This is a genomic window from Candidatus Saccharibacteria bacterium oral taxon 488 (assembly GCA_010202465.1).
In the GTDB taxonomy this organism is placed as follows: Bacteria; Patescibacteriota; Saccharimonadia; order Saccharimonadales; family Saccharimonadaceae; genus Nanosynbacter.
In genome coordinates, this window is sequence record CP047919.1 from 407,114 (window position 1) to 432,354 (window position 25,241).

At 51.0% G+C, this 25,241-nt stretch carries 38 protein-coding genes; 4 read left to right on the top strand and 34 right to left on the bottom strand.

Annotated elements, in window-relative coordinates; translation table 11 throughout:
- Position 1: 1 nt before the first annotated feature.
- The 6 genes from rpsD to secY are packed head-to-tail and all read right to left on the bottom strand — an operon-like array spanning position 2 to position 3,367.
- A complete protein-coding gene (gene rpsD, locus GWK76_02190; GenBank protein QHU92122.1) occupies positions 2 to 622 on the bottom strand; it encodes a 30S ribosomal protein S4 in 621 nt (206 codons plus the stop codon).
- A 2-nt stretch (positions 623 to 624) separates the two neighbouring features.
- Positions 625 to 1,014, bottom strand: coding sequence for a 30S ribosomal protein S11 (rpsK, locus tag GWK76_02195; protein ID QHU92123.1), 390 nt, complete (start codon positions 1,012 to 1,014; stop codon positions 625 to 627).
- Positions 1,015 to 1,029: 15 nt separating this feature from the next.
- Complete coding sequence (gene rpsM / locus GWK76_02200; protein QHU92124.1) at positions 1,030 to 1,416, bottom strand: 30S ribosomal protein S13; 387 nt, start codon at positions 1,414 to 1,416, stop codon at positions 1,030 to 1,032.
- Between the two features lie 2 nt (positions 1,417 to 1,418).
- Positions 1,419 to 1,547, bottom strand: coding sequence for a 50S ribosomal protein L36 (gene rpmJ, locus GWK76_02205; GenBank protein ID QHU92125.1), 129 nt, complete (start codon positions 1,545 to 1,547; stop codon positions 1,419 to 1,421).
- 51 nt (positions 1,548 to 1,598) lie between these two features.
- On the bottom strand, positions 1,599 to 1,865 hold the full coding sequence (gene infA, locus GWK76_02210; GenBank protein QHU92126.1) for a translation initiation factor IF-1: 267 nt from the start codon (positions 1,863 to 1,865) through the stop codon (positions 1,599 to 1,601).
- 38 nt (positions 1,866 to 1,903) lie between these two features.
- Positions 1,904 to 3,367 carry a preprotein translocase subunit SecY gene (gene secY, locus GWK76_02215; protein ID QHU92127.1) on the bottom strand — a complete coding sequence of 488 codons (1,464 nt, stop codon included), beginning with the start codon at positions 3,365 to 3,367 and terminating at the stop codon, positions 1,904 to 1,906.
- A gap of 138 nt (positions 3,368 to 3,505) precedes the next feature.
- Between secY and GWK76_02220 the strand changes: the two genes are divergently transcribed.
- Positions 3,506 to 4,210: a hypothetical protein gene (locus GWK76_02220; GenBank protein ID QHU92128.1), complete on the top strand. Its 705-nt coding sequence runs from the start codon at positions 3,506 to 3,508 to the stop codon at positions 4,208 to 4,210.
- A 69-nt stretch (positions 4,211 to 4,279) separates the two neighbouring features.
- On the opposite strand, the gene rplO is transcribed toward GWK76_02220, so the two are convergent.
- The 6 genes from rplO to GWK76_02250 all read right to left on the bottom strand — a co-directional run bounded on the left by rplO (position 4,280) and on the right by GWK76_02250 (position 7,054).
- Positions 4,280 to 4,753, bottom strand: coding sequence for a 50S ribosomal protein L15 (gene rplO, locus GWK76_02225; GenBank protein ID QHU92129.1), 474 nt, complete (start codon positions 4,751 to 4,753; stop codon positions 4,280 to 4,282).
- Entirely contained in the window at positions 4,753 to 5,343 is a 591-nt protein-coding gene (rpsE, locus tag GWK76_02230) for a 30S ribosomal protein S5 (protein ID QHU92130.1), read from the bottom strand. The genes rplO and rpsE overlap by 1 nt, the downstream gene beginning before the upstream one ends.
- A gap of 1 nt (position 5,344) precedes the next feature.
- Complete coding sequence (locus GWK76_02235; GenBank protein QHU92131.1) at positions 5,345 to 5,563, bottom strand: hypothetical protein; 219 nt, start codon at positions 5,561 to 5,563, stop codon at positions 5,345 to 5,347.
- Between the two features lies 1 nt (position 5,564).
- Entirely contained in the window at positions 5,565 to 5,915 is a 351-nt protein-coding gene (locus GWK76_02240) for a 50S ribosomal protein L18 (GenBank protein ID QHU92132.1), read from the bottom strand.
- Positions 5,916 to 5,917: 2 nt separating this feature from the next.
- Positions 5,918 to 6,451: a 50S ribosomal protein L6 gene (gene rplF, locus GWK76_02245; GenBank protein ID QHU92559.1), complete on the bottom strand. Its 534-nt coding sequence runs from the start codon at positions 6,449 to 6,451 to the stop codon at positions 5,918 to 5,920.
- Positions 6,452 to 6,541: 90 nt separating this feature from the next.
- Positions 6,542 to 7,054: a hypothetical protein gene (locus GWK76_02250; GenBank protein ID QHU92133.1), complete on the bottom strand. Its 513-nt coding sequence runs from the start codon at positions 7,052 to 7,054 to the stop codon at positions 6,542 to 6,544.
- Positions 7,055 to 7,215: 161 nt separating this feature from the next.
- On the opposite strand from GWK76_02250, the gene cyaB reads away from it, so the two are divergent.
- Positions 7,216 to 7,809 carry a class IV adenylate cyclase gene (gene cyaB, locus GWK76_02255; protein ID QHU92134.1) on the top strand — a complete coding sequence of 198 codons (594 nt, stop codon included), beginning with the start codon at positions 7,216 to 7,218 and terminating at the stop codon, positions 7,807 to 7,809.
- Complete coding sequence (locus GWK76_02260) at positions 7,806 to 8,462, top strand: hypothetical protein (GenBank protein ID QHU92135.1); 657 nt, start codon at positions 7,806 to 7,808, stop codon at positions 8,460 to 8,462. The genes cyaB and GWK76_02260 overlap by 4 nt, the downstream gene beginning before the upstream one ends.
- 79 nt (positions 8,463 to 8,541) lie before the next feature.
- Here GWK76_02260 and rpsH read toward each other — a convergent pair whose 3' ends face one another.
- From rpsH to rplC, 16 genes are read right to left on the bottom strand one after another with little or no spacing between them, the layout of a single operon-like run.
- Positions 8,542 to 8,943: a 30S ribosomal protein S8 gene (gene rpsH, locus GWK76_02265; protein QHU92136.1), complete on the bottom strand. Its 402-nt coding sequence runs from the start codon at positions 8,941 to 8,943 to the stop codon at positions 8,542 to 8,544.
- Between the two features lie 20 nt (positions 8,944 to 8,963).
- On the bottom strand, positions 8,964 to 9,233 hold the full coding sequence (gene rpsN / locus GWK76_02270; protein ID QHU92137.1) for a 30S ribosomal protein S14: 270 nt from the start codon (positions 9,231 to 9,233) through the stop codon (positions 8,964 to 8,966).
- Positions 9,233 to 9,397: a hypothetical protein gene (locus GWK76_02275; protein QHU92138.1), complete on the bottom strand. Its 165-nt coding sequence runs from the start codon at positions 9,395 to 9,397 to the stop codon at positions 9,233 to 9,235. Before GWK76_02275 ends, rpsN begins: the two co-directional genes overlap by 1 nt.
- Positions 9,397 to 9,981, bottom strand: coding sequence for a 50S ribosomal protein L5 (gene rplE, locus GWK76_02280; protein QHU92139.1), 585 nt, complete (start codon positions 9,979 to 9,981; stop codon positions 9,397 to 9,399). Before rplE ends, GWK76_02275 begins: the two co-directional genes overlap by 1 nt.
- Positions 9,981 to 10,301, bottom strand: coding sequence for a 50S ribosomal protein L24 (gene rplX / locus GWK76_02285; GenBank protein ID QHU92140.1), 321 nt, complete (start codon positions 10,299 to 10,301; stop codon positions 9,981 to 9,983). The genes rplE and rplX overlap by 1 nt, the downstream gene beginning before the upstream one ends.
- Positions 10,301 to 10,669, bottom strand: a complete 369-nt coding sequence (rplN, locus tag GWK76_02290) for a 50S ribosomal protein L14 (protein QHU92141.1) — start codon at positions 10,667 to 10,669, stop codon at positions 10,301 to 10,303. The genes rplX and rplN overlap by 1 nt, the downstream gene beginning before the upstream one ends.
- Positions 10,666 to 10,977, bottom strand: coding sequence for a 30S ribosomal protein S17 (gene rpsQ / locus GWK76_02295; protein QHU92142.1), 312 nt, complete (start codon positions 10,975 to 10,977; stop codon positions 10,666 to 10,668). The genes rplN and rpsQ overlap by 4 nt, the downstream gene beginning before the upstream one ends.
- Positions 10,977 to 11,183, bottom strand: a complete 207-nt coding sequence (rpmC, locus tag GWK76_02300) for a 50S ribosomal protein L29 (GenBank protein QHU92143.1) — start codon at positions 11,181 to 11,183, stop codon at positions 10,977 to 10,979. The genes rpsQ and rpmC overlap by 1 nt, the downstream gene beginning before the upstream one ends.
- On the bottom strand, positions 11,183 to 11,596 hold the full coding sequence (gene rplP, locus GWK76_02305; GenBank protein QHU92144.1) for a 50S ribosomal protein L16: 414 nt from the start codon (positions 11,594 to 11,596) through the stop codon (positions 11,183 to 11,185). The genes rpmC and rplP overlap by 1 nt, the downstream gene beginning before the upstream one ends.
- Complete coding sequence (rpsC, locus tag GWK76_02310; GenBank protein ID QHU92145.1) at positions 11,597 to 12,232, bottom strand: 30S ribosomal protein S3; 636 nt, start codon at positions 12,230 to 12,232, stop codon at positions 11,597 to 11,599.
- Positions 12,233 to 12,697, bottom strand: coding sequence for a 50S ribosomal protein L22 (gene rplV, locus GWK76_02315; GenBank protein QHU92146.1), 465 nt, complete (start codon positions 12,695 to 12,697; stop codon positions 12,233 to 12,235). It lies immediately after the preceding gene.
- 2 nt (positions 12,698 to 12,699) lie between these two features.
- On the bottom strand, positions 12,700 to 12,966 hold the full coding sequence (gene rpsS / locus GWK76_02320) for a 30S ribosomal protein S19 (GenBank protein QHU92147.1): 267 nt from the start codon (positions 12,964 to 12,966) through the stop codon (positions 12,700 to 12,702).
- Between the two features lie 6 nt (positions 12,967 to 12,972).
- The gene (gene rplB, locus GWK76_02325; GenBank protein ID QHU92148.1) at positions 12,973 to 13,812 is read right to left on the bottom strand and encodes a 50S ribosomal protein L2; all 840 of its coding nucleotides are present in this window, start codon (positions 13,810 to 13,812) and stop codon (positions 12,973 to 12,975) included.
- A complete protein-coding gene (gene rplW, locus GWK76_02330) occupies positions 13,812 to 14,132 on the bottom strand; it encodes a 50S ribosomal protein L23 (GenBank protein QHU92149.1) in 321 nt (106 codons plus the stop codon). The genes rplB and rplW overlap by 1 nt, the downstream gene beginning before the upstream one ends.
- Position 14,133: 1 nt before the next feature.
- Positions 14,134 to 14,733: a 50S ribosomal protein L4 gene (rplD, locus tag GWK76_02335; GenBank protein ID QHU92150.1), complete on the bottom strand. Its 600-nt coding sequence runs from the start codon at positions 14,731 to 14,733 to the stop codon at positions 14,134 to 14,136.
- Positions 14,733 to 15,347 carry a 50S ribosomal protein L3 gene (gene rplC / locus GWK76_02340; GenBank protein QHU92151.1) on the bottom strand — a complete coding sequence of 205 codons (615 nt, stop codon included), beginning with the start codon at positions 15,345 to 15,347 and terminating at the stop codon, positions 14,733 to 14,735. The genes rplD and rplC overlap by 1 nt, the downstream gene beginning before the upstream one ends.
- A 266-nt stretch (positions 15,348 to 15,613) precedes the next feature.
- Between rplC and GWK76_02345 the strand changes: the two genes are divergently transcribed.
- Positions 15,614 to 16,339 (top strand): hypothetical protein, encoded by a 726-nt coding sequence (locus tag GWK76_02345; protein QHU92152.1) that lies wholly within the window; start codon positions 15,614 to 15,616, stop codon positions 16,337 to 16,339.
- 107 nt (positions 16,340 to 16,446) lie between these two features.
- Here GWK76_02345 and fusA read toward each other — a convergent pair whose 3' ends face one another.
- From fusA to rpoC, 6 genes are all read right to left on the bottom strand, one after another.
- Positions 16,447 to 18,534, bottom strand: coding sequence for an elongation factor G (gene fusA / locus GWK76_02350; protein QHU92153.1), 2,088 nt, complete (start codon positions 18,532 to 18,534; stop codon positions 16,447 to 16,449).
- 123 nt (positions 18,535 to 18,657) lie between these two features.
- Positions 18,658 to 19,569, bottom strand: a complete 912-nt coding sequence (locus GWK76_02355) for a hypothetical protein (protein QHU92154.1) — start codon at positions 19,567 to 19,569, stop codon at positions 18,658 to 18,660.
- 53 nt (positions 19,570 to 19,622) lie between these two features.
- Positions 19,623 to 20,117: a YajQ family cyclic di-GMP-binding protein gene (locus GWK76_02360; protein QHU92155.1), complete on the bottom strand. Its 495-nt coding sequence runs from the start codon at positions 20,115 to 20,117 to the stop codon at positions 19,623 to 19,625.
- Positions 20,118 to 20,197: 80 nt separating this feature from the next.
- Positions 20,198 to 20,677, bottom strand: coding sequence for a 30S ribosomal protein S7 (gene rpsG / locus GWK76_02365; protein ID QHU92156.1), 480 nt, complete (start codon positions 20,675 to 20,677; stop codon positions 20,198 to 20,200).
- Between the two features lie 2 nt (positions 20,678 to 20,679).
- Positions 20,680 to 21,093, bottom strand: a complete 414-nt coding sequence (gene rpsL, locus GWK76_02370; GenBank protein ID QHU92157.1) for a 30S ribosomal protein S12 — start codon at positions 21,091 to 21,093, stop codon at positions 20,680 to 20,682.
- Between the two features lie 299 nt (positions 21,094 to 21,392).
- Complete coding sequence (rpoC, locus tag GWK76_02375) at positions 21,393 to 25,241, bottom strand: DNA-directed RNA polymerase subunit beta' (GenBank protein ID QHU92158.1); 3,849 nt, start codon at positions 25,239 to 25,241, stop codon at positions 21,393 to 21,395.

Consider the following 25,241-nt stretch of genomic DNA (forward strand, 5'->3'; position numbering starts at 1 on the left):
TTTATCGTGAGTAATACTCAACAATTAATTGCTCGTTGATATCAGCTTCTGCTTCCTCGCGCTTTGGCAAACCAGTCACTTCAATCTTCAACTTCTTGCTATCGCTCTTTAGCCAGCTCAGCGGGCCTTGGATTGAATTGTTGATCACGTTGTCAATTTGCGTAAAGTACTCAGATTTGGTGCTCTTTGGGCGAACGGTGATGACGTCGCCAGCTTTAACGCGAATCGATGGAATATCGACGCGGCGGCCGTTTAGCTCAAAGTGGCCGTGGCTGACTAGTTGGCGAGCAGCGCGGCGGCTAACAGCGAATCCAGAACGATAAACGACATTATCCAAGCGGCGCTCCAGCAACTTGAGCAGATTTTCGCCTGCCAAACCTTCTTGGGCGCGAGTTGCTTCGTTCATCAGCCGAGCAAATTGCTTTTCCACTAAACCATACAGGCGGCGAACTTTTTGCTTTTCGCGCAGCTGCGTGGCGTACAAGCTTGGCTTGCTATGTCGGCTGTGTGCGTGCTGACCTGGAATGCCAGATTTTCGTGCCAAAACTTTATGTGCTTTTGGATGAAGCGCATAACCTTCGCGGCGGCTTTGCTTGACAATCGGTGAATTATCTCGTGCCATAATTATGCCCTCCGTGCCTTTCGTGGACGGACACCGCCGTGAGGCACGCCAGTTACGTCCTTAATACTTTCTACTGAGATGTCGAAGGCGCCAATCGCACGAATAGCGGCGTCACGGCCCAAACCGACACCTTTGACGAAAACGTCAACTGATTTCAAACCATACTGAGTTTTCGCAGCTTCAGCAGCTTTCTCAGCAGCAACCTGTGAAGCATAGGCGGTGCCTTTTTTGCTACCACGGAAACCACATGCACCAGCTGATGAAGCGGTCAACACGTTACCTTTCTTGTCGGAAAAAGTAACGATGGTGTTGTTAAATGTTGCTTGAATATGCAGCTGACCAGCTGGGACTGATCGGCGCTGCTTCTTCTTGGTAGATTTTGCGTCTGCCATTTCTTAGTCCTTTCTTTAGGTCTTACTTGCTGCTTTTGGTTGTGTACCGCCCACGGCGATGGCGCGACCCTTGCGAGTTCGTGCATTCGTACGAGTCCGCTGTCCGCGTGTCGGCAGTCCTGCTTTATGGCGAAGACCGCGATAGGCGTTGATATCCTTCAAGCGCTTAATATTATTCGTCACCAAGCGCTGGAGATCACCCTCAACGGTGTATTCGCTGTCGATAATTTCGCGAATCTTGTTTTCTTCAGCCTCGGTGAGATCTTTCACCCGAGTGGTCGGCTCAATCTTAGCCGCCGCAAGGATGCTCGAAGCGTGCTTTGGCCCAATCCCATAAATATAGGTGAGCGCGATTTGTACCTGCTTCTCTGTTGGGATAACTACCCCAGCAATTCGAGCCATGCTTAACCCTGCCTTTGCTTGTTCTTAGGTTTTCGTTTGTTGATGACGTATAGGCGGCCTTTGCGGCGCACTAGCTTGTCACCTTTCTTGGGATCTTTGTCGATCTTCTTGACACTTGCACGAACTTTCATAAAGTGCTCTGAAATCTCCCTTCCCGAGTAAACCCGAGATTATCGTTAGTATTATGACGAGCGCCGCGTGTTTCGAGCCACGTGCGCTGGTCGCTCCTCCTTGAGGCGAAAGACGATGCGACCCTTTGTGAGATCGTAAGGAGTCATCTCGACTTCCACCCTATCACCAGGCACCAGGCGGATGTAATTCTTGCGCATCCGTCCCGAAATGTGCGCGATGATACTATGGCCATTCTCCAGTTCCACCCGAAATTGGGTATTAGGCAGTGCTTCCACCACCTTACCAATCATCTTGATGACTTCCTTTTGACTCGCCATAAGTTACAGTTGTCAATTATACCGTATCGTCTCGGCGATTACAAGAGGGACGAGCGTCGTTTTTTCGACTTTTTCTTGGTCAGTTCGTCTGGGTCAAAGTCGTCATAGGTAACCATCAGAGCGCGCGAGTTGAGCTGGCGCAGTGACTCGAGGCCGACCGAGACCACGATGAGCAGCCCGGTACCACCGATCGACAGACGCGAGCCGCGGATTGCCGCCAGGTGATACATCAAATATTCAGCGACAAACGGCAAGATAGCAATGATACCAAGAACGATTGAGCCGAACAAAATCAAGCGATTGACGGTGCGCATCAGATACTTTTCGGTTTGTTCACCGGGTCGAACACCCTCGATAAAGCCGCCCTGCTTTTGCAGATTCTCAGCGATTTCGTTGGCGTTAAAGACGATCCCGGTGTAAAAATAGGTAAAGGCAATAACTAGGAGGAAATACAGCGTCGGGTAAATGAACGCCTCCCAGGTACTGCCGGTAAAGGAGCCTGGGTTGGGTGCCTGGAACCACGTGATCAGGGTGTTAGCAGTGTTTTGCAGGTTTGGATTGCCTGATGCCTTCATGACTTGGCCGATGAATTGCGGCAAGCTGAGGAAGGCGACGGCAAAGATGACCGGGATGACGCCAGCAGCGATTAGCTTGACCGGCAGGATGCTCTTGATACCACCGTAGCTGGAGTTGCCGTGGATACGCTTGGCGTAGTTGATAGTGATGACGCGCTGGGCTTCATTAATTTTCACCAGGAAATAGAGAACGATGAGTGAGGCGATAGCCATGATCACCACCAGCCAAAAGACGGTTGGATTGACCGGCAGGGTAAACCAGTTAAAGACGTTCAGTCCGCCAGCCGAGGTGTTGCCGAGCGACGAGATGAGTGAGCCGAGCATCTGCGGGATCTGGCTGATGATACCAGCGAAAATCAAGATAGAGATACCATTACCGATACCTTGCTCGGTGATCAATTCACCCAGCCACATGAGTAACACCGAACCGGCCGTCATTGCCGTCACGCCAACTGTCCACTCGAGCATCGTCGGATCGCTCAGCGTGGTCGTACCACCAGCCAGCACCGTCTGGCGCAACAGGAAGATAAAGGCGATTGACTGGACGATAGCCAGTGGGATGGTTAGCCGCCGCGTCCACTGCTGGATCTTGCGCCTGCCTGATTCGCCGTCCTTGTGCAGCTCTTCAAGCTTTGGAATGGCCTTGGTGAGCAGCTGGGTGATGATGCTGGCGGTAATAAATGGGCTGAGTCCAACCAGTACGAGTGAAAAGCTCGCTAGCGCGCCGCCCGAGAGCAAGTTCAAGAACCCACCGAGGTCGGTCTGCCCCAGCGCCGCTGCCAGTGCCGTCTTCATCTGTGTCGGATTCGCCAGCGGCACCGGAATATGCGCCAGCATTCGATACACCACAATAATCCCCACCACAATGGCCAGGCGTTTCTGCATATCTTTATTTTTCAGCGACCGGAAAATTATTCTCCAATTCATGTTTTAGCCCCTCATAGTCACTAACAATTCTTAACTCTGTCAATTATACATGACCGCGGCCGATATTTCCATACTAAAAACATAAAGCACATGCGCTATAATTGAAATAATTAACATAACGCAAGATTGAGGTGTCATATGCAACAGCAGCCCGAAACTCCAGTAACTCCATCGCCAATGCCGCAGCTAAGCCCAGAATTACCGCCACATTATCCGCCAAAGAAAAGTAAGCTATGGCTATGGATTATGCTGGCGATTGTCGGCGTGTTGGTGATAGTTGGGGTTATCATAACAATTATTATTGTGTCGAATAACTCCACTTCTTCAGCTGATACAACAACTTCACGTCAGCGAGCGACCAGGCCCGATAAGAATAATGACAATGAGGAGGATGAAGACAATCAACAAGGCTCAACTACGAAGGCCACAAAATGCCTAACGTCTGCAGATTTTCGAAGATCTGGCTATACACACGTAAAGGATGGCTATTTTGTGTTAGAGAACGGCAAGTTTAACTTTCGTAGCATTATCTTTAAGCCAGATTCAACGCAATACCAACGTGGAACTTCCAATGTTGAAATGGCTAAGCTAGGAATGCTTTACAAATTTAATACTGACAAGCAATTTTCGATTGAACTGGTCCCTAATGAGACGGGTGAGGACTCAAAGCTGGCTTTGGAGCGTGCCGATAAGATTAAGCACGATTTGGTATCTAATGGAATTCCAGAGCATAAGATTACTGTTTCTGAGCCAATAGTCGCCACCCATGATAATAGTGATGATGCAGCCAACAGGCGTGTAACGATTTATTTAGTTGCACCGCAGAAATGTAGCGAAAAGTAATCCGACCCACCAAGATAAAAGAAAATCCCCTTCTCCTGCGAAGGGGATTTTCTAGTCACCAAAGGAAGATTATTTCTCCTCGGCTTCTTTCATGCTTTTACGCAAGAGCGTCGGGACTTTCTCAAACGAGCCGCCGGCTTTTTCAATCGCTGTAACGACTGAAGCAGACGCAGCCTGTACTTTCAAGTCAACCTTAGCCTTCAATTCACCGCGAGCGATCACCTTGACCGTGTGGAATGGTGTGGCGATGTAGCCTTCGGTAAACAGCAGCGCGTTGTCAACGGTTTTGCCGTCAAAGGCGTTCAAGTGGTCGAGGTAGACTACCTGAGCTGGCGTGCGCAAGCTCTTAAAACCACGAGCTTTTGGTACAGCCTGAGCCAATGGACGCTGACCACCCTGGAACATGGCGCGAAGCTTTTTACCAGTGCGGGCGTTCTGACCCTTGGTACCGCGACCAGCGGTTTTACCCTGGCCAGCAGCGATACCGCGACCGACGCGCTTTTTATTCTTGTTTGCTGAAACTTGGAGATCGTTGTATTTCATTACTTAGCCTCCTTTTTAGCAGCTTTTTTGACTGGCTGAGCGTTGAGCCACTCTTCGCGTGGAACGAGTGATTTCAAGGCTTCAATGGTTGCGTAAGCGATGTTTACCTTGTTGGTTGAGCCAAGTGACTTAGTCAGTAGGTTACGAACACCGGTCACGCCGATGATCTGCCGGACAACACCACCAGCGATGATACCAGTACCAGGAGCAGCCGGCTTGATCAGCACGCGGGCGCCTGAGAACTTAACTTCGCTGTCATGCGGAATCGTCTCGCCGCTCAGCGGCAAAGTGATCAAGTGCTTCTTAGCAACTGAGGTTGCCTTGGCGACCGCAGCCTGCACATCGGCACCTTTGGCCACACCGACACCAACCTTGTCCTTGCGGTTACCAACAACCACCAACGCCTTAAAGCGGAAACGGCGGCCACCTTTGACCACGCGGGACACGCGGTCAATGTTGATGACCAATTCTTCAAACTCTTTTGGTGCGTCATCGCGCACATTTCGCCGGTCATCGCGGCGACCACCACGCGGACTGCGAGGCCGACGGCCTTCTGCGCGTGGGGTAGTATTTGCAGCTTGTTCTGCCATACTAATCCTCTTTCTCTCCTTCTTCAATTCTAACCTTCAACTCATGCAAAGCACTTCTAGGATCAATCGCCGCTGCAGCCATGGTACGCAAGAGACCATCAATCTCACGTTCGACGACCTCACTTGGAGATATGCAGAGACCTGCAAAGTTCTCTGGGCCCCACTCGCGCGGGCCAGTATAATAACGACGCTCAGTTTCTTTTAATACATCCTTTACCATACTAGAACTCCAATCCTTCTTGGCGCGCAGCATCAGCCAATGCCTTTAGGCGACCAGCGTACTGGCGGCCGTTGCGGTCAAAGACCACCGCGCTAATGTTACTTTTCTTTGCTTTCTTGGCAATTTCGGTACCGACGGTAGCGCATTTCTCGCTCATGGTACCGGTTGCTTTGGTGCCAACGGTAGTTGCGGCAGCCAATGTCTTGCCTGCGACGTCGTCGATCAGCTGCACGCTAACGTGCAGGTTGCTGATGGTGACGGTTAGGCGTGGGCGCTCTGCAGTGCCTGAAACCTTGGCGCGAACGCGGTTTTTGCGAAGAGCTTGGTTGAGTAATTTCTTATTTTCTACCATGATTACTTACCTGTCTTTCCTGCTTTGCGCAAAATTTGCTCGTCGGCGTACTTGATACCCTTGCCCTTGTATGGTTCAGGCTTCTTCAGCGCGCGGATTTCCGCAGCGACTTGGCCGACTTGCTGCTTATTGATACCGCTGACGATGATGGTCATCTTTTCGTTGGTAACGGTGATGCCCTCTGGGGCTTTGTATTTGACTGGGTGTGAAAACCCGAGCGCCATTTCCAGCTCATTGTTGCTGGAGCTAACGCGGAAACCGACACCATTGACCTCGAGACGCTTCTCGTAGCCTTTGGTCACGCCGATTACCATGTTGTTGATCAGCGCGCGCATCAGACCATGCTGGGCGCGAGCAGTTTTGGACTCATCCTTCGGATGAACCGTGACGTGTCCGTCTTCGACTTTCACCTCAACTGCTGGCGTGATGAATTGCGTCAATTCACCTTTCGGGCCCTTTACGACCACGTCACCAGAGTCAACCGTGATTGTCACACCGGCCGGAATAACCACCGGCAGTTTTCCGATTCGACTCAGACTCATTACTCACCTTTCGTGTGATTTGATATTAACCTTGGTATTTTAGCATAGATTAGGGGTGAAATGCAAGGTTCTTGATCGTTCTGCTTAGTTACCGTACGGAATGAGTAGAGCAATCGCCAAAATGCCGAGAGTAATATATATTGCTAGCGCAGCCTTGGTTAAATACGGTTCTGTCATGGTGTAGATTTTACGCACTTCGTAATAATCCCATAGCCGCCAACCAGAGATCATTAACAGAATACCAGCGAAGATACTTAAATAGCCGCTGACATCGATATGCCAAAGAAAGTTTGATGCATCAACCAGAGCAATGAATGTAGCCACCCCCATTGTCGACCAGAAGCGTATCTGGGGTTCTCGCCCGACAGCGATAAAGCAAGCGGCGGCGACCATGATTAACTCAACGAGAGGATTTTCCATGAATAGTAATTGAATATAATAACTGGGAACTCCCTGCCTGGGGTCAGCACTGCCAATAAGACAGCCTATTCCGTACAACAGTGACACCATAACGACAATAGATAACGAGAAGGGTAGAATATCAACAATGAAGACATCTTTAACAGTTATTTCTGTCTGGTTTGACGTTTTTGTCATATGGAGGAAGCTACGCATATGTCTTACAGTATAGCAAAATATAATTCTTAAATATCGTAAAATGACGACGCTGATAAAAATTGTACATATCTAACTGATTAGCGATATTTCGCAAATTGATATATACTTTTGGTATTGCATAATTGAACTGGAGGTTCCACGTGGCAGAACAGCATGAAATAGAACGTAAGCGTAAGTTTGCGGGCAATTTGGAAGTGTTTATTGCACAACTGAGTTCTCAGGGATTTTCCTTGGCTAGCGAAACTACCGAAATTGATAGCTACTATTCTCGGCCTGACGTTGATTTCATGAAGACAGTCGAATGTTTGCGGATTCGGCAGCGTGATGATTTTGCCGAGATAACCTATAAACCACCGACCAATCAACGCACACGCACTGAGGATGGAATTATTGTCAAACCAGAAACTAACCTGCCGGTCAATCCAGAGAATACGGCTGTCGCTAAGCAGCTACTAGCAAATCTTGGCATGGTGAAATTGGTTGAGGTCAATAAGTTTCGACGGATATTTAAGTGCGATGATGAGCCGGGGTTGACGATTGCTATTGATGAGATTAGCGGTGCGGGTGTTTTCGTAGAAACGGAAATCATCAGTAAGGATAAAGAGTTGGCGCTACGGCGAATTGAGGATATTGAAGCGCGGATAGGAGTTCAGGAGTTTGAAATCATCACTCAGCCGTATCGTGATATTTGTATGGATGCACAATTGACTGAAAGGGATAAGGTAATAACATGATGAAACCAGCTATACTATTTGCCACCAGAAACCCAGGCAAGTATAAAGAATTCGTCGCCACGTTTCACAACTTCGATCCGTTAGTCTCAATCATTTCGCTAGCAGACTTGAGCTATCAAATCCCCGATTGTATAGAAATGGGCGTAACATTTGAACAAAACGCCCTCTTAAAGGCACGACATACGAGGTGTTATCTACGCGAGGATGATAAAAACTTAATAATTATTGCCGACGACTCAGGCATGGAGATTGAAGCGTTAAACGGTGAGCCTGGCGTATTTACAAGACGCTGGAATGGTAACGAGATGAGTGATCAGGAAATCGTGGACTACTGCCTGAAAAAGCTTAAAAATAAGACAAACAGGCGAGCGCAATATACAACGTGTCTTGTAATAAATTTCCCTGATGGCCGTGAGGAGGTAATTTTTGGAGAAAATTCTGGCGTTATTTTAACTGAGCCACGAGAGGAATCACGACTCAAAGGTATGCCATTTCGGGAGTTATTCTTCGTACCCGAACTTAATATGATGTTTCATGAAGTACGCGAGCTGCCGAAGTTAAGACGCAATGGATATCTGCTTGGACATGAAGTTACAGTCGAAACATGCGCTGGTGTAATACAGAAGAATCGGCATGTTTCAGTACACTCCTGAGCTTAACTCAATTATCGTACAATAAAAAGCGCCCGGAGATTATTTCCCCGAGCACCTTTCTTTGCCGACAAAGCGTAATTTAATACACCTTCAACAACAATTCACCACCAAGTTTCGCCTTGGCTGCTTCAGCGCCGGTCATGACGCCTTTTGAGGTTGAGATGAGTACTAGACCGCGGCCGCTTTTCACCTTTGGAATCTCGGCTACACCGACGTAGACACGACGACCTGGCTTTGAGACACGGGTGATCTCGTTGATGGTGCTGTTGGTGCCTTCTTCGTTGATAGTCACCACCAGCACACCGCGAGGCTTGGCATCCTCTAGTTTAACATCCGCGAGGTAGCCGTTTTTGACTAATTGTTCAGCGATGACTTTTTTCATCTTGCTGGACGGAACACGAACTTCCGTCTTGCCAACCAGTTTCGCATTGCGAATGCGCGTCAGAAGGTCGGCGATTGGGTCTGTAGTTTGCATAGACATTGTCGAATCTCCTTTCCTTCTTACCAACTACTCTTTGTTATGCCTGGGATTTCGCCCTTGGCTGCTTTTTCGCGGAAATTGATGCGGCTCAGGCCAAACTGGCGCATGTAGCCACGTGGACGGCCGGAAATGCTGTCGCGGTTCTTGTGCCGAGTTGGGCTCGAATTGCGAGGCAGTTTCTGCAAACCGTCGAGGTCGCCAAGTTCTTTGAGCTCAGCGCGCTTCGCAGCGTATTTTGCGATCATCTTCAGACGCTTTTTGTCGCGAGCGACCATTGATTTCTTAGCCATTAATCATTACCTCCGTCTAACTCAACTGTACGCTCATCATCTGGGATACCCCAACCTTCTTGCTCGGGTGTCCAGTCCTCTGGATCAATCGCACCCCAACCTTCCTGTTCAGGTGTCCAATCTGCATAGTGTTCAGGATTGAGGCTATTAATAGTTTCGCTCATTACCTGACGCCTCCTTTCTTCTCAAACGGCATGCCAAATTTCTCCAGCAAGGCTTTTGATGCTTCTTTGTTGCCGTTCTTGATGACAAATGTTACCTGCAACCCGTGCAGAATCTGCGTTTCTTCGAAGGTCAACTCTGGGAAAATTGACTGTTCGATGATGCCCAGGTTGTAGTTACCACCCTTGTCAAATTTCAGGCCAACGCCGTGGAAGTCGCGGACGCGAGGTAGGGCTACGTTAATCAAGCGATCCATGAACTCATACATCCGAGCACCACGTAGGGTTACGCTAACACCAATTGGTGCACCCATACCTTTACGGATGCTAAAGCCAGCGATTGACTTCTTTGCCTGGCGGGCAACTGGTGCCTGACCGGTGATCTTTGCAACAGTGTTTTTGACAATTTCAAAATGACGCTTGTCATCTTTCTTTTTGCCGGTGCCAACGCTCACGATGATCTTTTCCAAAGCTGGCACTTGGTGCACGTTCTTTAGATCTAGTTCGGCTTGCAGTTCCTTCAGGTATTTCTCCTGGTACAAGGCTTTCAAGCGAGGAGCTGGCACGACGGTTTTCTTCTCTGCCATTATTTAATCTCCTTATTTTTTGCTTGGCGAGCGACGCGAGTTTTGCCGCCGTCAGCGTTCTTTACTAAACCAACCCGGCTGGTTTTGCCTGACTTTTCGTCGACAACCAGCGCGACTTTGCTGATATCCATCGGTACGTGGATATCTTTCTTGCCGCCTTTTGGATTGTACTGGCTTGGCTTGACGTGGCGGTGTCCGACACCAACACCCTCGACCAAAACAGTCTGATCTTTGGTGTTAACTTTCAGGACTTTACCAGTCGTACCCTTATTTTTACCAGCAATAATTTTTACGGTGTCATCTTTGTGAATACGAGCCATTAGAGTACCTCCGGAGCTAGGCTGACGATCTTCATGTAGCCCATGTCGCGTAGTTCGCGTGGTACTGGGCCGAAGACACGGGTAGCCTTTGGCTGCTTGTCATCGTTGATAATCACCACGGCGTTGTCATCAAAGCAAATGGTTGAGCCGTCTTTGCGGTGGATTTGGTCGCGGGTGCGAACCACCACAGCCTTGACGACAGATTTCTTTTTGACGTTGCCGGTTGGGCTGGCGTCCTTGACTGAACAGACGATCACGTCACCAACGCGAGCGTAGCGGCGGCGGGTACCACCGAGGACGCGGATGCACAATACTTCTTTGGCACCCGAGTTGTCAGCTACCTTGAGGCGAGATTCTTGTTGGATCATTTGTCGTCCTCCTTGGTCTCTTCCTCAGCTTCGCCAGAAACTTCAGCCTTTAGTTTGATAGAACCGCGAGACTTCTCAATCACCTTGACCAGCGTAAAGCTCTTGGTCTTGGAAATTGGGCGGGTCTCTTCGATTTGCACCTTGTCGCCTTCGCCTGCTTGATTGGTCTCATCATGAGCAGTGTACTTGCGAGTCACGGTGTACTGTTTGCCGTAGAGCGGATGCGTTTCGCGGCTGGTGACCGTCACGGTGATGGTCTTGTCGCGCTTGGCACTCGTTACGACGCCAATCAGTGTTCGTCGGGCCATTATTTGCTCTCCTTTTCGTTAATTTGTGTCAGCAGGCGTGCGATGTCCTTGCGGAGTGAGCGCAACGCTTTTGGATTAACTAATTCGCCAGCAGCGTGAGAACGTTTTGCTTGAAGCAGGTCATTTCGCTTTTCGGCGAGTTCCTTCTTCAAATCATCAACGGTCTTCACAACTGCTGCTTTTGCGGTTTTCTTTGTCTCAGCCATTATGCGTCCTCCCGCTTGATGAACTTACATTTGACTGGTAGTTTGTGGCTCGCTAGGCGCATTGCTTCGCGGGCTACTTCCTCTGAAACGCCCTGCATTTCAAACATCACTGTGCCGGCCTTCACCTTAGCAACAAAGAACTCTGGATTACCCTTACCACCACCCATCTTCAAACCAAGTGGCTTGCGAGTAACTGGAGTGTGTGGGAAAATCCGGATCCAAATCTTACCACCACGCTTGATGTAGCGGGTCATTGCCTGACGAGCAGACTCGATTTGGCGGGAGTTGATGCGCTCGTTTGATTGTGATTGCAGTGCAAAGTCGCCGAACGCGATGTAATTACCACGGGTTGCTTGACCACGGTTTTTACCGATGCGCACTTTGCGGTGCTTGGTTTTCTTTGGTAACAGCATTTAGCGACTCCTTTCTCCCTTATAAATCCACACTTTCACGCCGATGATACCAGCTGGTGTCTGGGCGCGAGCACAGTGGAAGTCAATATCAGCGCGAAGGGTGTGCAGTGGCACTGAGCCTTCAATCACCTTCTCGCGGCGTGCCATTTCAGCACCGTTCAAACGACCAGCCACCTCGATGCGGATACCTTTAGCGCCAGCACTCATGGTGTTTTGTGCGGTCATTTTGGTTGCGCGGCGGAAGTTGATACGGCGTTCCAACTGGCGGGCGATGTTCTCAGCCACCAATTTAGCCGCCAATTCCGGTCGACGCACTTCTTCGATGTTGATGCGAACCGGTGACCCGACGATCTTCTCAACTTGCTTTTTCAATTCATTCACACCCGCACCGCCACGGCCGATCACCACACCAGCTTTCGCCGTGTGAATGGTTACCGTGATCAAGTTGGCACTCCGCTCAATCTCAATGCGATTGATGGTTGGGCGTGAGGCAAATTTCTTCTCAATCAATTCGCGGATTTCGTGATCCTGGCGAATTGCCTCCGCAAACTCTTTCTTATTGGCCGTAAACCAACGAGAGCTCCAGTTCTTGTGAACTTGTAGGCGGAAGTTGATTGGATTCACTTTTTGACCCATTTACTTCTCCTCCTTTTTTGCCGTGGTTTCGGCGGCTTTTTTCGCTGCAGGCTTGGCAGGTTTGGTCTCTGCTTTAGCCTTGGTCTCTGGTTTCTTCGCAGGCGCTTTCTTTGGCTTCTCGGTACCAGTTACTTCAACCAAGATGTTTGACGTCTTTTTCTGGAATGGCAAGGCACGGCCGCGTGACGCTGGCTTAAAGCGGCGCAGGCGTGTACCAGTGGTAACGCTCAACGTGGTAATCACCAAACTTTTGGCGTCCAGACCGTGGTTGTTGATGGCGTTTGCCTTGGCACTGTCGATGGCCTTTTTGACAGGCATAGCAGCGCGTTTTGGCACGTGCTCCAAGATAACCAATGCATCAGCGACGGTACGGCCACGTACCAGCGCAGCCACCAGGCTAACCTTGCGTGGTGTTTGGTCAACACCTTTGGCGTAAGCGCGAACAGTATACGTAGTATCAGCCATGATTACTTCTTATCCTTTCCGCCGTGCTTACGGAACTTACGGGTTGGACTAAACTCACCGAGTTTGTGGCCAACCATGTTTTCGGTAATCAGCACTGGCACGTGCATCTTACCGTTGTAGACAGCAATCGTTCGACCGACCATTTCTGGGGTGATAGTCGAAGCGCGCGCCCACGTTTTGATAACGGTTCGATCGTCAAGGCTGAGAGCAGCGACTTTTTTCGCAAGCTTCACATCGACGAATGGACCTTTCTTTAATGAACGACTCATCGTGATTTACCTCTTCCTCTTCGCGTCGTGACGCGTGCGTACGATTAATTTATTTGAGCCTTTGCGGCGGCGAGTTCGATAACCCAGCGTCAATTGACCCCATGGCGTACGTGGTGCTTTACCAGTACCGTGGCGACCACCGTCACCACCACCATGCGGGTGATCTGCAGCGTTCATGACGACACCGCGAACCGTTGGGCGAATACCCTTGCGGCGGCGGCGACCAGCTGAACCGATTTTGACGTTCTGGTGCTGGACGTTACCGACTGTACCGATGGCAGCGGTTGCTTCCAAGCGAACTTTGCGAACTTCACCAGATGGCAATTTGATGGTTGCGTAATTGCCTTCTTTGGCCATCAACTGAGCCTTGGCGCCAGCAGCGCGCACCATTTGCGCACCTTTGCCGGCAGTCAGTTCAATAGCATAAATCATCGTACCAACAGGGATGGCAGACAATGGCAGGCGGTTTGAGGCCTCAATTTGCGCTGTCTCGCCAGTCTGAATCGTCTTGCCCTTAACCATCGAGGTGTCGGCCAACACGTAGTGGTACAAATTGTACTGATCTTTCACTCGAGCGATGCGCGCTGAGCGGTTTGGATCGTACTCAATTTCTTCAATTGTCAGCGTCAGGCCAGCCGGCAAATTGTGGTTCACCAAACGGTAGTGACGGCGAACGCCACCGCCGCGATGACGCACGGTGATGCGGCCTTGGTTGTTGCGGCCAGCATTTTGCTTTTTGGCTTTGGTCAGACTTTTGAGCGGTTTTTTCGTCGTAATGTCCGACAAGTCCTGGCTCGTCATGCCGCGACGAGCAGGAGTGGTTGGATTGTAAGCTTTCACTGGCATTACTTGGTCTCCTCCATCTGCTGCTCTACTGCGTCAAACACATCGAGCTTATCGCCATCTCTCAGCGTCACGTAAGCTTTCTTCCAGTCCTTGCGCGTAGTCGTGCCAGGATAGCGGTTTTTACCTCGTGAGAAACGCACAGCTTTACCGTCTTGGACCAAGGTTTTCACCTTCAGGACAGTAACGTCAAATTGCGCTTCAACTGCTGCTTTGATCTCGTTTTTATTCAGGTTGAGCGGAACGCGGAACACGTAGACGCCATTGGCGCTCACGGCGTAGGCTTTCTCGCTAATGCGTGGGATAATTGTCATCTGTTTCATATTACGCTTCCTCCTTACCCAGCCACTCAGTGATTACTGGCAGAGCTTTCGGGGTCATGACAATAGTATCCGCATTCAGAATGTGGTAGACGCTGAGGTAGCTCGCGCGGATTACCAATACGTTCTGAATGTTGCTTGTGGCACGCATCAATTCTGGCGTCTTTTCGTCGACGACGATCAATACGCGGCGCTCAAACTTGTTGTCAGCCAAGAAGGTTGCGACCTCTTTGGTCTTGCCGGTCGTCTTGATGTCTTTGACGACGATCTTCTTCGCTTCATTGGCCACCGTCAAGGCTTGGCGAATTGCCACTTTCTTGGCGGTCTTAGACAATTTTTTGGTGTAGTTTTCGTTGCCGCGTGGGCCAAAGACCACACCACCACCGCGCCAGATTGGGTTACGGCTTGAGCCAAAACGTGCTCGACCAGTTCCCTTTTGCTTCCATGGCTTTTTACCACCACCAGAAACTTCACCACGCTGCTTAGTGGTTGCGCTTGCCTGGCGGGCGCCCGCGAGATAGCTGTCATATGCCAATTTCAACAGTTCGTGGTTTGGCACTTCAACAGCGAAAATGTCTTTAGGAAGTTTGGTTGATTCAGCCATTACTTGTTACCTCCTAAAATGATCAGCCCTTTTCGTGGCCCAGGCACAGCACCCTTCACCCCGATCAGATTGGTCTCTGGATCAACATATGCCACTTCCAGGTTCTTGACGGTAACACGCTCGTGACCCATGTGGCCAGCCATCGTCTTACCCTTGAACACTTTTTGTGGATACATCGAGCCAATTGAACCTGGCTTACGAGTATTACCTTTACCACCGTGCGTCTTGCGGTGACGCTTAAAGTTGTGGCGTTTAATGGTTCCAGCGAAACCTTTACCTTTGCTGGTTCCGGTCGCATCGACAGAATCGCCGACTTCGAACGCGGAAACGTTGATTTCATCGCCAACTTTGAGCCCCTCAGGGATCTCGTCGACGCGGAATTCCCGAATGTGCTTCGGGGTCACTTGGGCTGGATTGACGTGTCCAGCCACGGCCTTGCTCAGGTTCTTACCCTCTCCATAAGCGACCTGCACCGCATTGTAACCGTCGGTCTCGACAGTCTTCACCTGAGTCACGGTGACAGGGCCGGCTTGGATCAGCGTCACCGGAATGGCTTTGCCGTCTTCAGCCAAGAGCTGGGTCATACCAAGTTTGGTACCGAGAAGTGTTTTCACTTTTCCTCACTCCCACTTAAATACTCCTGATGACGTGCGGTTTCTGGGTTCTGAGTGAGGCGTTCATGACAAGCGCTTCAACTATAACCAGACCTGCTCATTCATCAAGGAGAACAGTTGATATTACGCGTAATAGAAATTACCTTGTGATTGTAGCATATGTGGCGCTCTAAAGTCAACGCTAGAAACACCTCTGGGGAGATAGCTTGGGCACAGTAGTCATACCCTATTTTATTATTTTATAAATAGTGCTACAATGTTAACCTATGACTGTCAATATCTTGCAACGAGCCGGTGAGTTTGCTCGTTTTGTGGGTCAGAATGATCCAGATAAATTACTCGAGGTAAGAAACCCTGCGCGTAGATTACTTTTACAAGGAGCAATGGCTACAAAGTTACTGCCACTATTGTTTGGACGCTACTATAACCGTAAGGATTATTCTCCCATAGAACGCTTCGGTTTGAGTGTTATTGGTCAGGGCCACCACTCCATCGCCGCCCATGATCCCAAGACAGATACAGTAATAAAATTTCATTATCGTCACTCTAATCACACCGAGGCAGAAATGGAGCAGATGGTGCGAGAGCTTGAAGGCAAACAACAAAAGTGCTTATCAGCGCTTGGAGCAATCGCGGTCAGTCAAACGTACGAGATAGATAGTTCTCCGTACAATCCATCGCGGCCAATAATTATCGCCCGCCAGCAATTTATACCAACGAAGCGCGCCATAATGTTAGCCGATATACCAAGACAAGGTATAAGGTCTATCCCCGATATCCGAGAGTTTATGGCTGGTAATACAAAAATGCTCTACGGACATAAGGCAGTGGCCGACATATTTGGACACGGGAATCTAGTAGTTAATGATGACAATGAGCTTAAACTTGTCGACCCGATACCACTAGTTGCCGAGGAAGCTTCCCAAGCACGATATCACGAGGCAAAAAACATTGTCAAAGAAATGTCCGACGCGTTAGTATGCAACCATTAATATGGCGCGAGCTACCCGCTCGATCCCGATAGCAAGCACTCTGAGGACAGCTACTAAATACCGCCCCGATAAGGAGCGGCATTTTTTAGCATTGTTATCACTACACCCTAGGCGTTGCGCTTTTCGATAATCTCCTGCGCTACGTTTGGTGGTACTTCCTCGTATTGCGCGAGCTCCATGGTGCTGGCTGCACGGCCCTGTGACATCGAGCGGATGTCTGAGGTGTAACCAAACATGTTCGCCAGCGGTACAAAGGCCTTGACCAATTTGGCGCCGCCCATCAAATCTTCCATGGCGTCGATGCGACCGCGGCGTGAGTTAAGGTCACCGATGATGTCGCCCATGAACTCTTCTGGAGTGGTCACTTCAACTTTCATGACTGGTTCAAGCAGAATTGGTGTTGCTTGCTTGATGCCTTCGCGAGCTGCCAATGAACCTGCCAATGAGAAGGCCAGCTCTGAGGAGTCGACATCGTGGTATGAGCCATCGTACAGCGTCGCCTTGACGTCAACCACTGGATAGCCAGCGATAACGCCGCCTTCCAAGGTCTCTTTAATACCTTTCATGACAGCTGGGCGATACTCCTGAGGAACCACGCCGCCCTTAATCTCGTCGATGAATTCAAAGCCCTTGCCCGCCTCGTTTGGCTCAAAGCGTACCCAAACATCACCATACTGACCGCGACCACCAGACTGCTTGGCGTGCTTACCCTGGACTTCAGCGCGGCCCTTGATTGACTCGCGGAAGGCCACTTGTGGCTCACCAATGTTCGCTTCAACCTTGAACTCGCGCTTCATGCGGTCGATCAAAATATCCAGGTGCAACTCGCCCATTCCAGACATGATCGTCTGGCCGGTTTCTTCATCAGTGTGAATGCGGAAAGTTGGGTCTTCCTCGGCCAGGCGCTGCAAGGCGAGCGCCATCTTTTCCTGGTCGGCCTTTGACTTTGGCTCAACAGCGATGGACACTGGTGGCTCTGGGAATTCAATACTTTCCAGGGCAATTGGGTGCGCTGGGTCGGTCAAGGTATTACCGGTACCCGTGTTCTTCAAACCAACCACCGCCGCGATGTCGCCAGCACCAATCTTGTCGATCTCCTCGCGCTTGTCAGCATGCATGCGCACGATGCGGCCGATACGCTCTTTGTCACCAGTGGTGGTATTCAGGACGTAGCTGCCCGAGCTCAAGACACCGGAATAGACGCGGATAAAGATCAATTTACCGACAAATGGGTCAGTAGCGATCTTGAACGCCAGGGCGCTCATTGGCTCTTTCTCATCCGGCTTGCGGCCTACTTCGTCGCCAGTCTTTGGATTCTTGCCCCAAATTTCGTCAACGTCCAGCGGGCTTGGCAGGTAGTCAACCATCAGGTCAAGCACCTTCTCCACGATGACGCCGCGGCCATCACCGCCAGTCACCAAGAAGAAGTCGCCAGCCAGCACGCGCTTGCGTAGCGCCATTTTCAGTTCATCAATGGTGATTGCCTCTTCACCTTGGTCGAGGAATTTCATCATCAATTCATCGTCAGCCTCGACGGCATTTTCTACCAGCAGGGCGCGGGCATTCTTTGCCTTCTCCAACACATCAGCTGGGATCTCGCCGACCTTTAGCTCATGATCAGTGTAATCATCATAGGTGTAGGCCTTCATGTCGACTAGGTCAACCACGCCGTTAATCGTCTTTTCAAAACCAATTGGCAAGTGAATTGGAAAGGCCTGCTTGCTCAGGCGGTTATGAATTGACTCCAGCGATTTCCAGAAGTCACCGCCGGTCTGGTTAATCTTGTTAACGAAACAAATGCGCGGCACGCCGTATTTGTTAGCCTGGCGCCACACCGTCTCGGACTGTGCTTCAACGCCCATCTTGCCGTCAAACACGGTCACTGCACCGTCGAGCACGCGCAGCGAACGCTCCACTTCAGCGGTAAAATCGATGTGCCCTGGGGTGTCGATAATATTAATCTTATGATCTTTCCAGAAACAGGTCACCGCTGCCGAAGTAATGGTGATGCCGCGCTCCTTTTCCTGCGCCATCCAGTCGGTGGTAGCACCATCACCGTCACCCTTGACCACGCCAATTTTATGCGTCAAACCAGTGCGGTACAAAATACCCTCAGTGGTCGTCGTTTTACCGGCGTCAATATGGGCAATGATACCAATATTTCTAAAGTTTTGTAATGGAACGTTTGCTGCCATTTGTCTTTCCTTTGTTAAAAATAGTTATTGTTCGAGATTCTCCGGAGCTATTTTTACGCACCAAAAAACTACGCTTGAGCTGTATTATAGCAGATGATTGGCGTTTTGTGAATGAGCCTCATCTTACCGCGGAATTTGACTACGACCTGATTGAATCCATTGTATTCCCTTGGCTACTAGTAGATAATCTTTGTTTTGAGCGTCAGACCGACCAAGGAGCGTTGCACGCACCATCATCACTAGAGAATCACAGACTCTCGTGGTGGCGAGGGTTTCCACGGAGACAGATTGCACATACATCGCACCCGCCGTATTCAATTCAACCCATTCCCTATTATGAAGCGCGAGGCCCTTATACATAATATCGTATGGCATATACGGATCAAGTGAAGCCAGTACCTTGCAGTGAATGTTTATCGCCTTAATGACTCGATTAAGGTCTCTATTCGACAATCGCCTAAAAGGAATTTCATTAATCGGAATATCTGCTAGCTCCTTGATCATTCGAGCTGAGTCGATACAATTATTGTTTGGATCAACTGGTCGTATATTATTCAAATAATCAAGGACCTCAGGCGTGTACAGCTGTAAAATAGCCTTGGCCTGTTCAATATCCATCAGCTGCGGAAACTGGATAAGGACATCCAGCGGAACGACATACTGGGCCGTGGTGCCCTCTGGTGTTACGCCAAGACCACCAAGTGCGATTTCTGGATCAGACTTGTTCGCGACAATCAGGCAACCGGCGCACTGGAGTTTATGATCTTCAATATATACGTATTCTTCTCCGTTTTTGGTATGTTGTTGCACCCATCCGCTTACCGTCATCAGCTGACCGATAAGCCCGGCAAATAGTTCTTGGTTAATCCGCACAGTGGCTTCTAGATACTGATGAGGATTGAGCTTTCGAACGTCGGCCATTCGTTCTCGAGCCAGGCGGAGGACAGTGGCGACTTGCTGATTGAAAACAGCCTTATCAAGTAACGCAAGGTTCTCGGGCAGCGGGGTGGCAGATGGGGTGGACTCAGTCGTCATCTCTTAATCATACGGCGTAAAAGCCGACTGACGCAACCATAACCATAAAGCTCTTAGCGATAATTCACGCACTGCAGCGGCGTGTCATAATCATTTTCACGCACCAGGCTAATGACTTTCTGCAACTCGTCTTTCGAGGCGGAAGTGACGCGGACAAGGTCGCCTTGGATTTGTGGCTTGGCTTTGGGCGCGGCAGCGCGAATGTCGGCAGCAATGCGCTTGGCGGTCGGCTGGTCGAGGCCTTGCTTGAAGGGAATTTCCCAGGTGGTTTTGAGGTTTGAGGTGACTTTTTCTTTGGTGAGGTCGAGGACTTTACTCGACTGAGCGCGCGCCGCTAGTTTCTTGCGCACAATATCCAGCACTGCGTCAACTTGCCAGTCATTATCGCCGGTGAGCTTGAGACCCTTTTTATCATCCAGCCAGTCAATCGCAGCACTCGTTCCCTTAAAATCGTACCGCCCTTGAATCTCTTTTTCTGCCTGCATGAATACATTATTCATCTCGGCTTTATCAATTTCTGACACGATATCAAATGAAAAACTTGCCATTTACCCCTCCTCGTTTTCTCCATTATAACAAAAATCGCCCGTTTTTCAGAGCGATTTCTGAGTTTACGTTTTCCCGACAATTAGCCGCGAGCAAAGTGCGCAAAGGCGCGGTTGGCTTCGGCCATCTTGTGGGTGTCTTCCTTCTTCTTAAAGGCAGCACCAGCTTCGTTGTAGGCGTCAACGATTTCCAATGCCAAACGCTGTGAATATGGCATGCCGCTACGAGCGCGAGCTGATTGCACCAGCCAGCTAAACGCGTAGTGCAACTGACGGTGTCCCTGAACTGGGAATGGGATTTGGTAGTTGGCACCACCGACACGGCGGCTCTTCACCTCAAAGTTTGGGCTAACGTTTTTCAAAGCTTTTTCAAACACTGCCAATGGATCTTCTGAATCCAATTTTTTAGCAGCGGTTTCCAGGGCAGTGTAAACAGCCCGCTCAGCCGCCAACTTTTTGCCATCCAGCATTGACTTGTTAATCAAACGCTGTACCAGCACGCTTTGATAGCGGCGGTCAGGTTGCAATTGGCGTTGTAGTTTCTTGGTAACTTTACGAGGCATGATTACTTATCCCCTTTCTTGGTACCGTACTTTGAACGGCCCCGCTTGCGGTTGTTGACGCCCTGGAGGTCCAACGCACCGCGGACGATGTGGTAGCGCACACCCGGAAGGTCAGGCACACGACCACCGCGGATCAAGACCACAGCGTGCTCCTGTAAGTTGTGACCTTCACCACCGATGTAGGCCCAGACTTCGTAGCCGTTGTTTAGTTTCACGCGGGCAACTTTACGCAGCGCTGAGTTTGGTTTCTTTGGCGTCTTGGTCGTCACGCGCACACAAACACCGCGCTTGAGCGGTGCATTTTGGTCATAGTAACGCGTCTTCAGGGCGTTATGAATGCGACCGAGTGCCGGTGACTTGGACTTTTTCTTAGCCGTTTGGCGCGGCTTGCGCACCAATTGGTTGATTGTTGGCATCCAATTTCTCCTTGGTTGATTTAGTGACTTATGGCGATTCGCCTGGTGGCACAAAGTGGGCTGGCGCGCGATTTTGCACGCAAAAACCAGCTTCTCTTAGCGCCTACGGCTTGGATTCAGCAACTCCGCCCCGTGTCTATACCTTTCCTGCCGAGCATGCAGCCTGTACACATTCAAACCACCGCTTACTCCGAAAAGAGGAAACTCTGGGGAGATTATAGCATAGATTGCGTGCAATTGCTATAGAAAAACCGCCCCGTAGCCATCGGAGCGGTTTCTGAGAAAGAAGGCTGGCTGGCTTATACCGCTACAGCTAATTCCTTTTCCTGATTATCAGCGAACTCGTCCTCGCTTGGCTCGTCGGTTTCCGTCTCTTCGACAGCACCCGTCCCCACTGGGATCTTACGGCCGATGATGACGTTTTCCTTGAGGCCATGCAAGTGGTCAGCGCGACCAGATACGGCAGCGTTGATCAGCACGCGAGTAGTGTCCTGGAAGGATGCAGCCGATAGCCACGAGTCGCTCCAGATGGACACCTTGGTGATACCGAGCAGCAACTGAGTGTAGCTGATGAGGTTCTTGTCCTCAGCAGCTAGTTGCTTGTTGGTGTTCACCACCGCAGCCTTAGAGACGATATCGCCCGTCACAAAGTCGCTGTTGCCAGCATCTTCGATCTGGACGCGGCTGAACATCTGGCGAACGATGATCTCCAGGTGCTTGTCGGCCACGTCTTGACCCTGAGCGGCGTAAATGCGCAGCACTTCGTTGATGATGTAGCGCTGAGTTGCCTCGACGCCCTTGAGGCGCATCAAGTCATGCAGGTTCAATGAACCAGCCGTCAAGCGGTCGCCAGCCTCGACGACGTCGTTAGCCTTAACGACCAACTGCATAGTGCCTGGGATTTCGTAGCGAGCTGGTGCGCCAGCTTCAGCGGCGATCACCAAGGTGCCTTCTGCTGCTTCAACCACACCATCAAATGGTGCGATGAGCGGGCGAGTGTCACCTTCGCCAGTTGCCAGCACGTCGCCAGCCTTGACGCTTGAGCCAGCCTTGACCACGATGGTTCGGCCGTCTAACGGCAAGCGCTCAACTTTTCCGGACTCTGGAGTAACTTGGACGATGTACTTTTTGCCATCTTCCCAAACGTCAACTAACCCAGCAATTTCCGTAACAAACGCCTGACCCTTTGGCGTGCGCGCCTCGAACAATTCTTCAACACGCGGCAGACCCTGGGTGATGTCGCCACCAGCCACACCAGAGTTGTGGAAGGTACGCAAGGTCAGCTGAGTACCCGGCTCACCGACTGACTGAGCAGCGATGACACCGACTGGCTGATGATTGCCGACCAGTTTACCGGTTGACATATCGACACCGTAGCTGCGCTGTGGAATGCCGTTGAGGTTGTTGGTTGACAAGACTGATTGGATCTTGACGCTCTGGACGCTTTCATCATCATCAATTGAATCAGCGATTTCTCGGGTAATTAATTCGTCCTTGTTGACGTGACCTGGAATTGTCTCGGCAGCGTACCGGCCAGCCAAGCGGTTCGAGAAGTCAATCATCGTTTCCTCAGTTTCTGAGCGGTAGATCGCGTAACCTTCGTCGTCACCTTCAACGTCCTCAACCGTGAAGACGTCCTGTGCCACATCAACCAACCGGCGCGTCAGGTAGCCTGAGTCGGCGGTCTTGAGCGCGGTGTCGATCAGACCCTTACGCGCACCACGTGTTGCCACGAAGGCCTCCAGGCTGGACAAACCGCCGGTGTAGGAGCTACGGATTGGCAGCTCAATTTCGCGGTTAGCGGCGTCGACCTGAATACCGATCATGGCGCTAGCGAGCTTGACGTTCGAGATGTCACCACGAGCGCCAGAGTTGACCATCATCGAGATACTGGTGTCCATGTGCGCCAGCTGATCCTGGAGAAAGGCCGTGATCTTATTGTCCACATTCCGCCAGGCATTCACCGTCAAGTTGTAGCGCTCGTCCTCGGTGATCAAACCTTGGTCAAATTGCTCAGAAATCAAGGCCGCCTTGGCGTCGCCCTCAGCCACAAACTCAGCGATCTCGTCAAAGTGCACATAGTCAGTCATACCGGTCGACACGGCCGCAGTTGTCGCAAAGCGAAAGGCTTGACCCTTCATGCGATCAGCGATCTTGGCGGTTTCCTCGGCACCGTACTTGTTGAAGATTTGTGCCAATACTTTTTTCAGCTGCTTCTTAGTCTGGACGTTGTTGTCGTATGGGAAGTCCTCTGGCAGAATCTCGTTAAAGAAGACGCGGCCCAAGGTCGTCTGGCGCAGCTTACCCTTAGCATAGATGCGAATTGGTGTTTGCAGCTGGATAGCACCCTTGTCGTACGCCAGTTCCGCCTCGTAGACCGAGCTAAATGCCTTGACATTATCAGTTTGCGCCTGCGGCTTGTCATAGGTCAGGTAGTAGTTACCGAGCACGATGTCCTGCGAGATGTGCAGCACCGGCGCACCGTCGGCAGGCTTCAATAGGTTGTTGGTGGCGCTCATCAGCTCGCGCGCCTCGGCCTGCGCTTCCTTGGAAAGCGGCAGGTGCACGGCCATCTGGTCACCGTCAAAGTCGGCGTTAAAGCCAGCACAGACCAGCGGATGGAGCTGAATCGCTTTACCCTCGACGAGAACTGGCTGGAAGGATTGAATTGACAAGCGGTGCAAGCTCGGTGCGCGGTTGAGCAGCACGTACTTGCCCTTGATCGCCTCGTCAAGCGCATCCCATACAACCGCTTCACCCGACTCGATCAAGCGAGTTGCTGAGCGAATGTTGTGGGCAAATTCACCCTTGATCAGCCAGCTGATGACGAACGGCTTGAATAGTTCGAGCGCCATTTGTTTCGGCAGACCGCACTGATTGATCTTTAGCTTCGGGCCGACGACAATGACCGAGCGGCCAGAGTAATCGACACGCTTACCGAGCAGGTTCTGGCGGAAGCGGCCTTGCTTGCCTTTGAGCATATCGCTGATTGACTTGAGGCGACGACGGCTGCCAGTCGAGCTGACCGCCCGACCACCGCGCGCCGCTGCGTTGTCGATCAGGGCGTCGACGGCCTCTTGCAGCATGCGTCGTTCATTGCGCTGAATCACTTCTGGCGCGTTGAGTTCGACCAGCTTCTTCAGGCGATTATTGCGGTTGATGATGCGGCGATACAGATCGTTCAGGTCAGACGTCGCAAACCGACCACCACTGAGGGCGACCATTGGACGGAGGTCCGGTGGGATGACTGGTAGTACCGTCAGGCAGAGGCTGGATGGCTTGATGCCAGCAGCCTGCATGCTCTCGAGCATCTTCAGACGCTTGAGCAGTTTCTTCTCGCGCTGACCCTTGGCGTGTTCAGCCTCCTCGCTCAGCTGGGCGATCAGTTCTGACAGATCAATTTCATCCAGCAGTGCCTTGAGCGCACTGGCACCCATGCCGACCTCGATCAGCTCGTCGTACTCCTCTGGCAAGTTACGATAATCCGTCTCCGAGATCAGCGCACCCTTGACGAGGCTCTCGAGCTGTGATTTTTTCGTGGTGTACTTGTCATTAAGCTCGTCAACCTCACGGCTTTGCTCTTTCGCGAGTTGCTTGATATCAGCGCCGTCAGCCTCGGCGAGCTGCTCGTAGCGCATCTTGATCGCCATCCGGCCCGCCTCAGTCTCAGCCTCCAAATCCGCCAGGTATTGGTCGCGGGTGATCTCATCAACCTTGAGAATGACATAGGTTGCAAAGTAGGCGATCCGCTCAATATTACGCACTGTCATCCCCAGTAGCAAGCTCATAGCGCTCGGCGTACCGCGCATAAACCAGATGTGTGCCACTGGCGCGGCCAGCTGAATGTGGCCCATGCGCTCGCGGCGAACGATTGACTTGGTGACGAGCTCGCCGTTTTTATCGACGGCAGCCTCGCGTGAACGCACGCCCTTGAGCTTGGAATCATGCGGATTGATGTCCTTGACCGGACCGAAAATCCGCTCGCAGAACAAGCCATCGCGCTCTGGCTTTTGGGTGCGATAATTGATCGTCTCTGGCTTGAGAACCTCGCCGTGACTCCACTTTAGGATGTCCTCGGCGCTGGCCACCGCTAGGCGCACCGCATCAAAATCGCTAATTCCGGTCGCGTTAAATGAATATTGCGCCAT

Excerpts from the sequence above, each read along its gene's own strand:
- rpsS (QHU92147.1), bottom strand. The coding sequence starts at position 12,966 with ATGAGTCGTTCATTAAAGAAAGGTCCATTCGTCGATGTGAAGCTTGCG.
- rpsM (QHU92124.1), bottom strand. The coding sequence starts at position 1,416 with ATGGCTCGAATTGCTGGGGTAGTTATCCCAACAGAGAAGCAGGTACAA.
- rpsL (QHU92157.1), bottom strand. The coding sequence starts at position 21,093 with ATGCCAACAATCAACCAATTGGTGCGCAAGCCGCGCCAAACGGCTAAG.
- secY (QHU92127.1), bottom strand. The coding sequence starts at position 3,367 with ATGAATTGGAGAATAATTTTCCGGTCGCTGAAAAATAAAGATATGCAG.
- rpsE (QHU92130.1), bottom strand. The coding sequence starts at position 5,343 with ATGGCAGAACAAGCTGCAAATACTACCCCACGCGCAGAAGGCCGTCGG.
- rplB (QHU92148.1), bottom strand. The coding sequence starts at position 13,812 with ATGCCAGTGAAAGCTTACAATCCAACCACTCCTGCTCGTCGCGGCATG.
- rpmC (QHU92143.1), bottom strand. The coding sequence starts at position 11,183 with ATGGCTGAGACAAAGAAAACCGCAAAAGCAGCAGTTGTGAAGACCGTT.
- rplN (QHU92141.1), bottom strand. The coding sequence starts at position 10,669 with ATGATCCAACAAGAATCTCGCCTCAAGGTAGCTGACAACTCGGGTGCC.
- rpsN (QHU92137.1), bottom strand. The coding sequence starts at position 9,233 with ATGGCTAAGAAATCAATGGTCGCTCGCGACAAAAAGCGTCTGAAGATG.
- rplV (QHU92146.1), bottom strand. The coding sequence starts at position 12,697 with ATGGCTGATACTACGTATACTGTTCGCGCTTACGCCAAAGGTGTTGAC.
- rplO (QHU92129.1), bottom strand. The coding sequence starts at position 4,753 with ATGAAATACAACGATCTCCAAGTTTCAGCAAACAAGAATAAAAAGCGC.
- GWK76_02250 (QHU92133.1), bottom strand. The coding sequence starts at position 7,054 with ATGACAAAAACGTCAAACCAGACAGAAATAACTGTTAAAGATGTCTTC.
- rpmJ (QHU92125.1), bottom strand. The coding sequence starts at position 1,547 with ATGAAAGTTCGTGCAAGTGTCAAGAAGATCGACAAAGATCCCAAGAAA.
- GWK76_02345 (QHU92152.1), top strand. The coding sequence starts at position 15,614 with ATGACTGTCAATATCTTGCAACGAGCCGGTGAGTTTGCTCGTTTTGTG.
- rpsC (QHU92145.1), bottom strand. The coding sequence starts at position 12,232 with ATGGGTCAAAAAGTGAATCCAATCAACTTCCGCCTACAAGTTCACAAG.
- infA (QHU92126.1), bottom strand. The coding sequence starts at position 1,865 with ATGGCGAGTCAAAAGGAAGTCATCAAGATGATTGGTAAGGTGGTGGAA.
- GWK76_02235 (QHU92131.1), bottom strand. The coding sequence starts at position 5,563 with ATGGTAAAGGATGTATTAAAAGAAACTGAGCGTCGTTATTATACTGGC.
- GWK76_02360 (QHU92155.1), bottom strand. The coding sequence starts at position 20,117 with ATGGCAAGTTTTTCATTTGATATCGTGTCAGAAATTGATAAAGCCGAG.
- rplW (QHU92149.1), bottom strand. The coding sequence starts at position 14,132 with ATGAAACAGATGACAATTATCCCACGCATTAGCGAGAAAGCCTACGCC.
- rpsH (QHU92136.1), bottom strand. The coding sequence starts at position 8,943 with ATGTCTATGCAAACTACAGACCCAATCGCCGACCTTCTGACGCGCATT.
- rpsG (QHU92156.1), bottom strand. The coding sequence starts at position 20,677 with ATGCCTCGTAAAGTTACCAAGAAACTACAACGCCAATTGCAACCTGAC.
- rpsQ (QHU92142.1), bottom strand. The coding sequence starts at position 10,977 with ATGGCCCGACGAACACTGATTGGCGTCGTAACGAGTGCCAAGCGCGAC.
- GWK76_02220 (QHU92128.1), top strand. The coding sequence starts at position 3,506 with ATGCAACAGCAGCCCGAAACTCCAGTAACTCCATCGCCAATGCCGCAG.
- GWK76_02355 (QHU92154.1), bottom strand. The coding sequence starts at position 19,569 with ATGACGACTGAGTCCACCCCATCTGCCACCCCGCTGCCCGAGAACCTT.
- rplX (QHU92140.1), bottom strand. The coding sequence starts at position 10,301 with ATGGCTCGTATTCACAAAGATGACACCGTAAAAATTATTGCTGGTAAA.
- GWK76_02260 (QHU92135.1), top strand. The coding sequence starts at position 7,806 with ATGATGAAACCAGCTATACTATTTGCCACCAGAAACCCAGGCAAGTAT.
- rpsK (QHU92123.1), bottom strand. The coding sequence starts at position 1,014 with ATGGCAGACGCAAAATCTACCAAGAAGAAGCAGCGCCGATCAGTCCCA.
- rplP (QHU92144.1), bottom strand. The coding sequence starts at position 11,596 with ATGCTGTTACCAAAGAAAACCAAGCACCGCAAAGTGCGCATCGGTAAA.
- rplD (QHU92150.1), bottom strand. The coding sequence starts at position 14,733 with ATGGCTGAATCAACCAAACTTCCTAAAGACATTTTCGCTGTTGAAGTG.
- rpsD (QHU92122.1), bottom strand. The coding sequence starts at position 622 with ATGGCACGAGATAATTCACCGATTGTCAAGCAAAGCCGCCGCGAAGGT.
- rplE (QHU92139.1), bottom strand. The coding sequence starts at position 9,981 with ATGGCAGAGAAGAAAACCGTCGTGCCAGCTCCTCGCTTGAAAGCCTTG.
- GWK76_02240 (QHU92132.1), bottom strand. The coding sequence starts at position 5,915 with ATGGTAGAAAATAAGAAATTACTCAACCAAGCTCTTCGCAAAAACCGC.
- GWK76_02275 (QHU92138.1), bottom strand. The coding sequence starts at position 9,397 with ATGAGCGAAACTATTAATAGCCTCAATCCTGAACACTATGCAGATTGG.
- rpoC (QHU92158.1), bottom strand. The coding sequence starts at position 25,241 with ATGGCGCAATATTCATTTAACGCGACCGGAATTAGCGATTTTGATGCG.
- fusA (QHU92153.1), bottom strand. The coding sequence starts at position 18,534 with ATGGCAGCAAACGTTCCATTACAAAACTTTAGAAATATTGGTATCATT.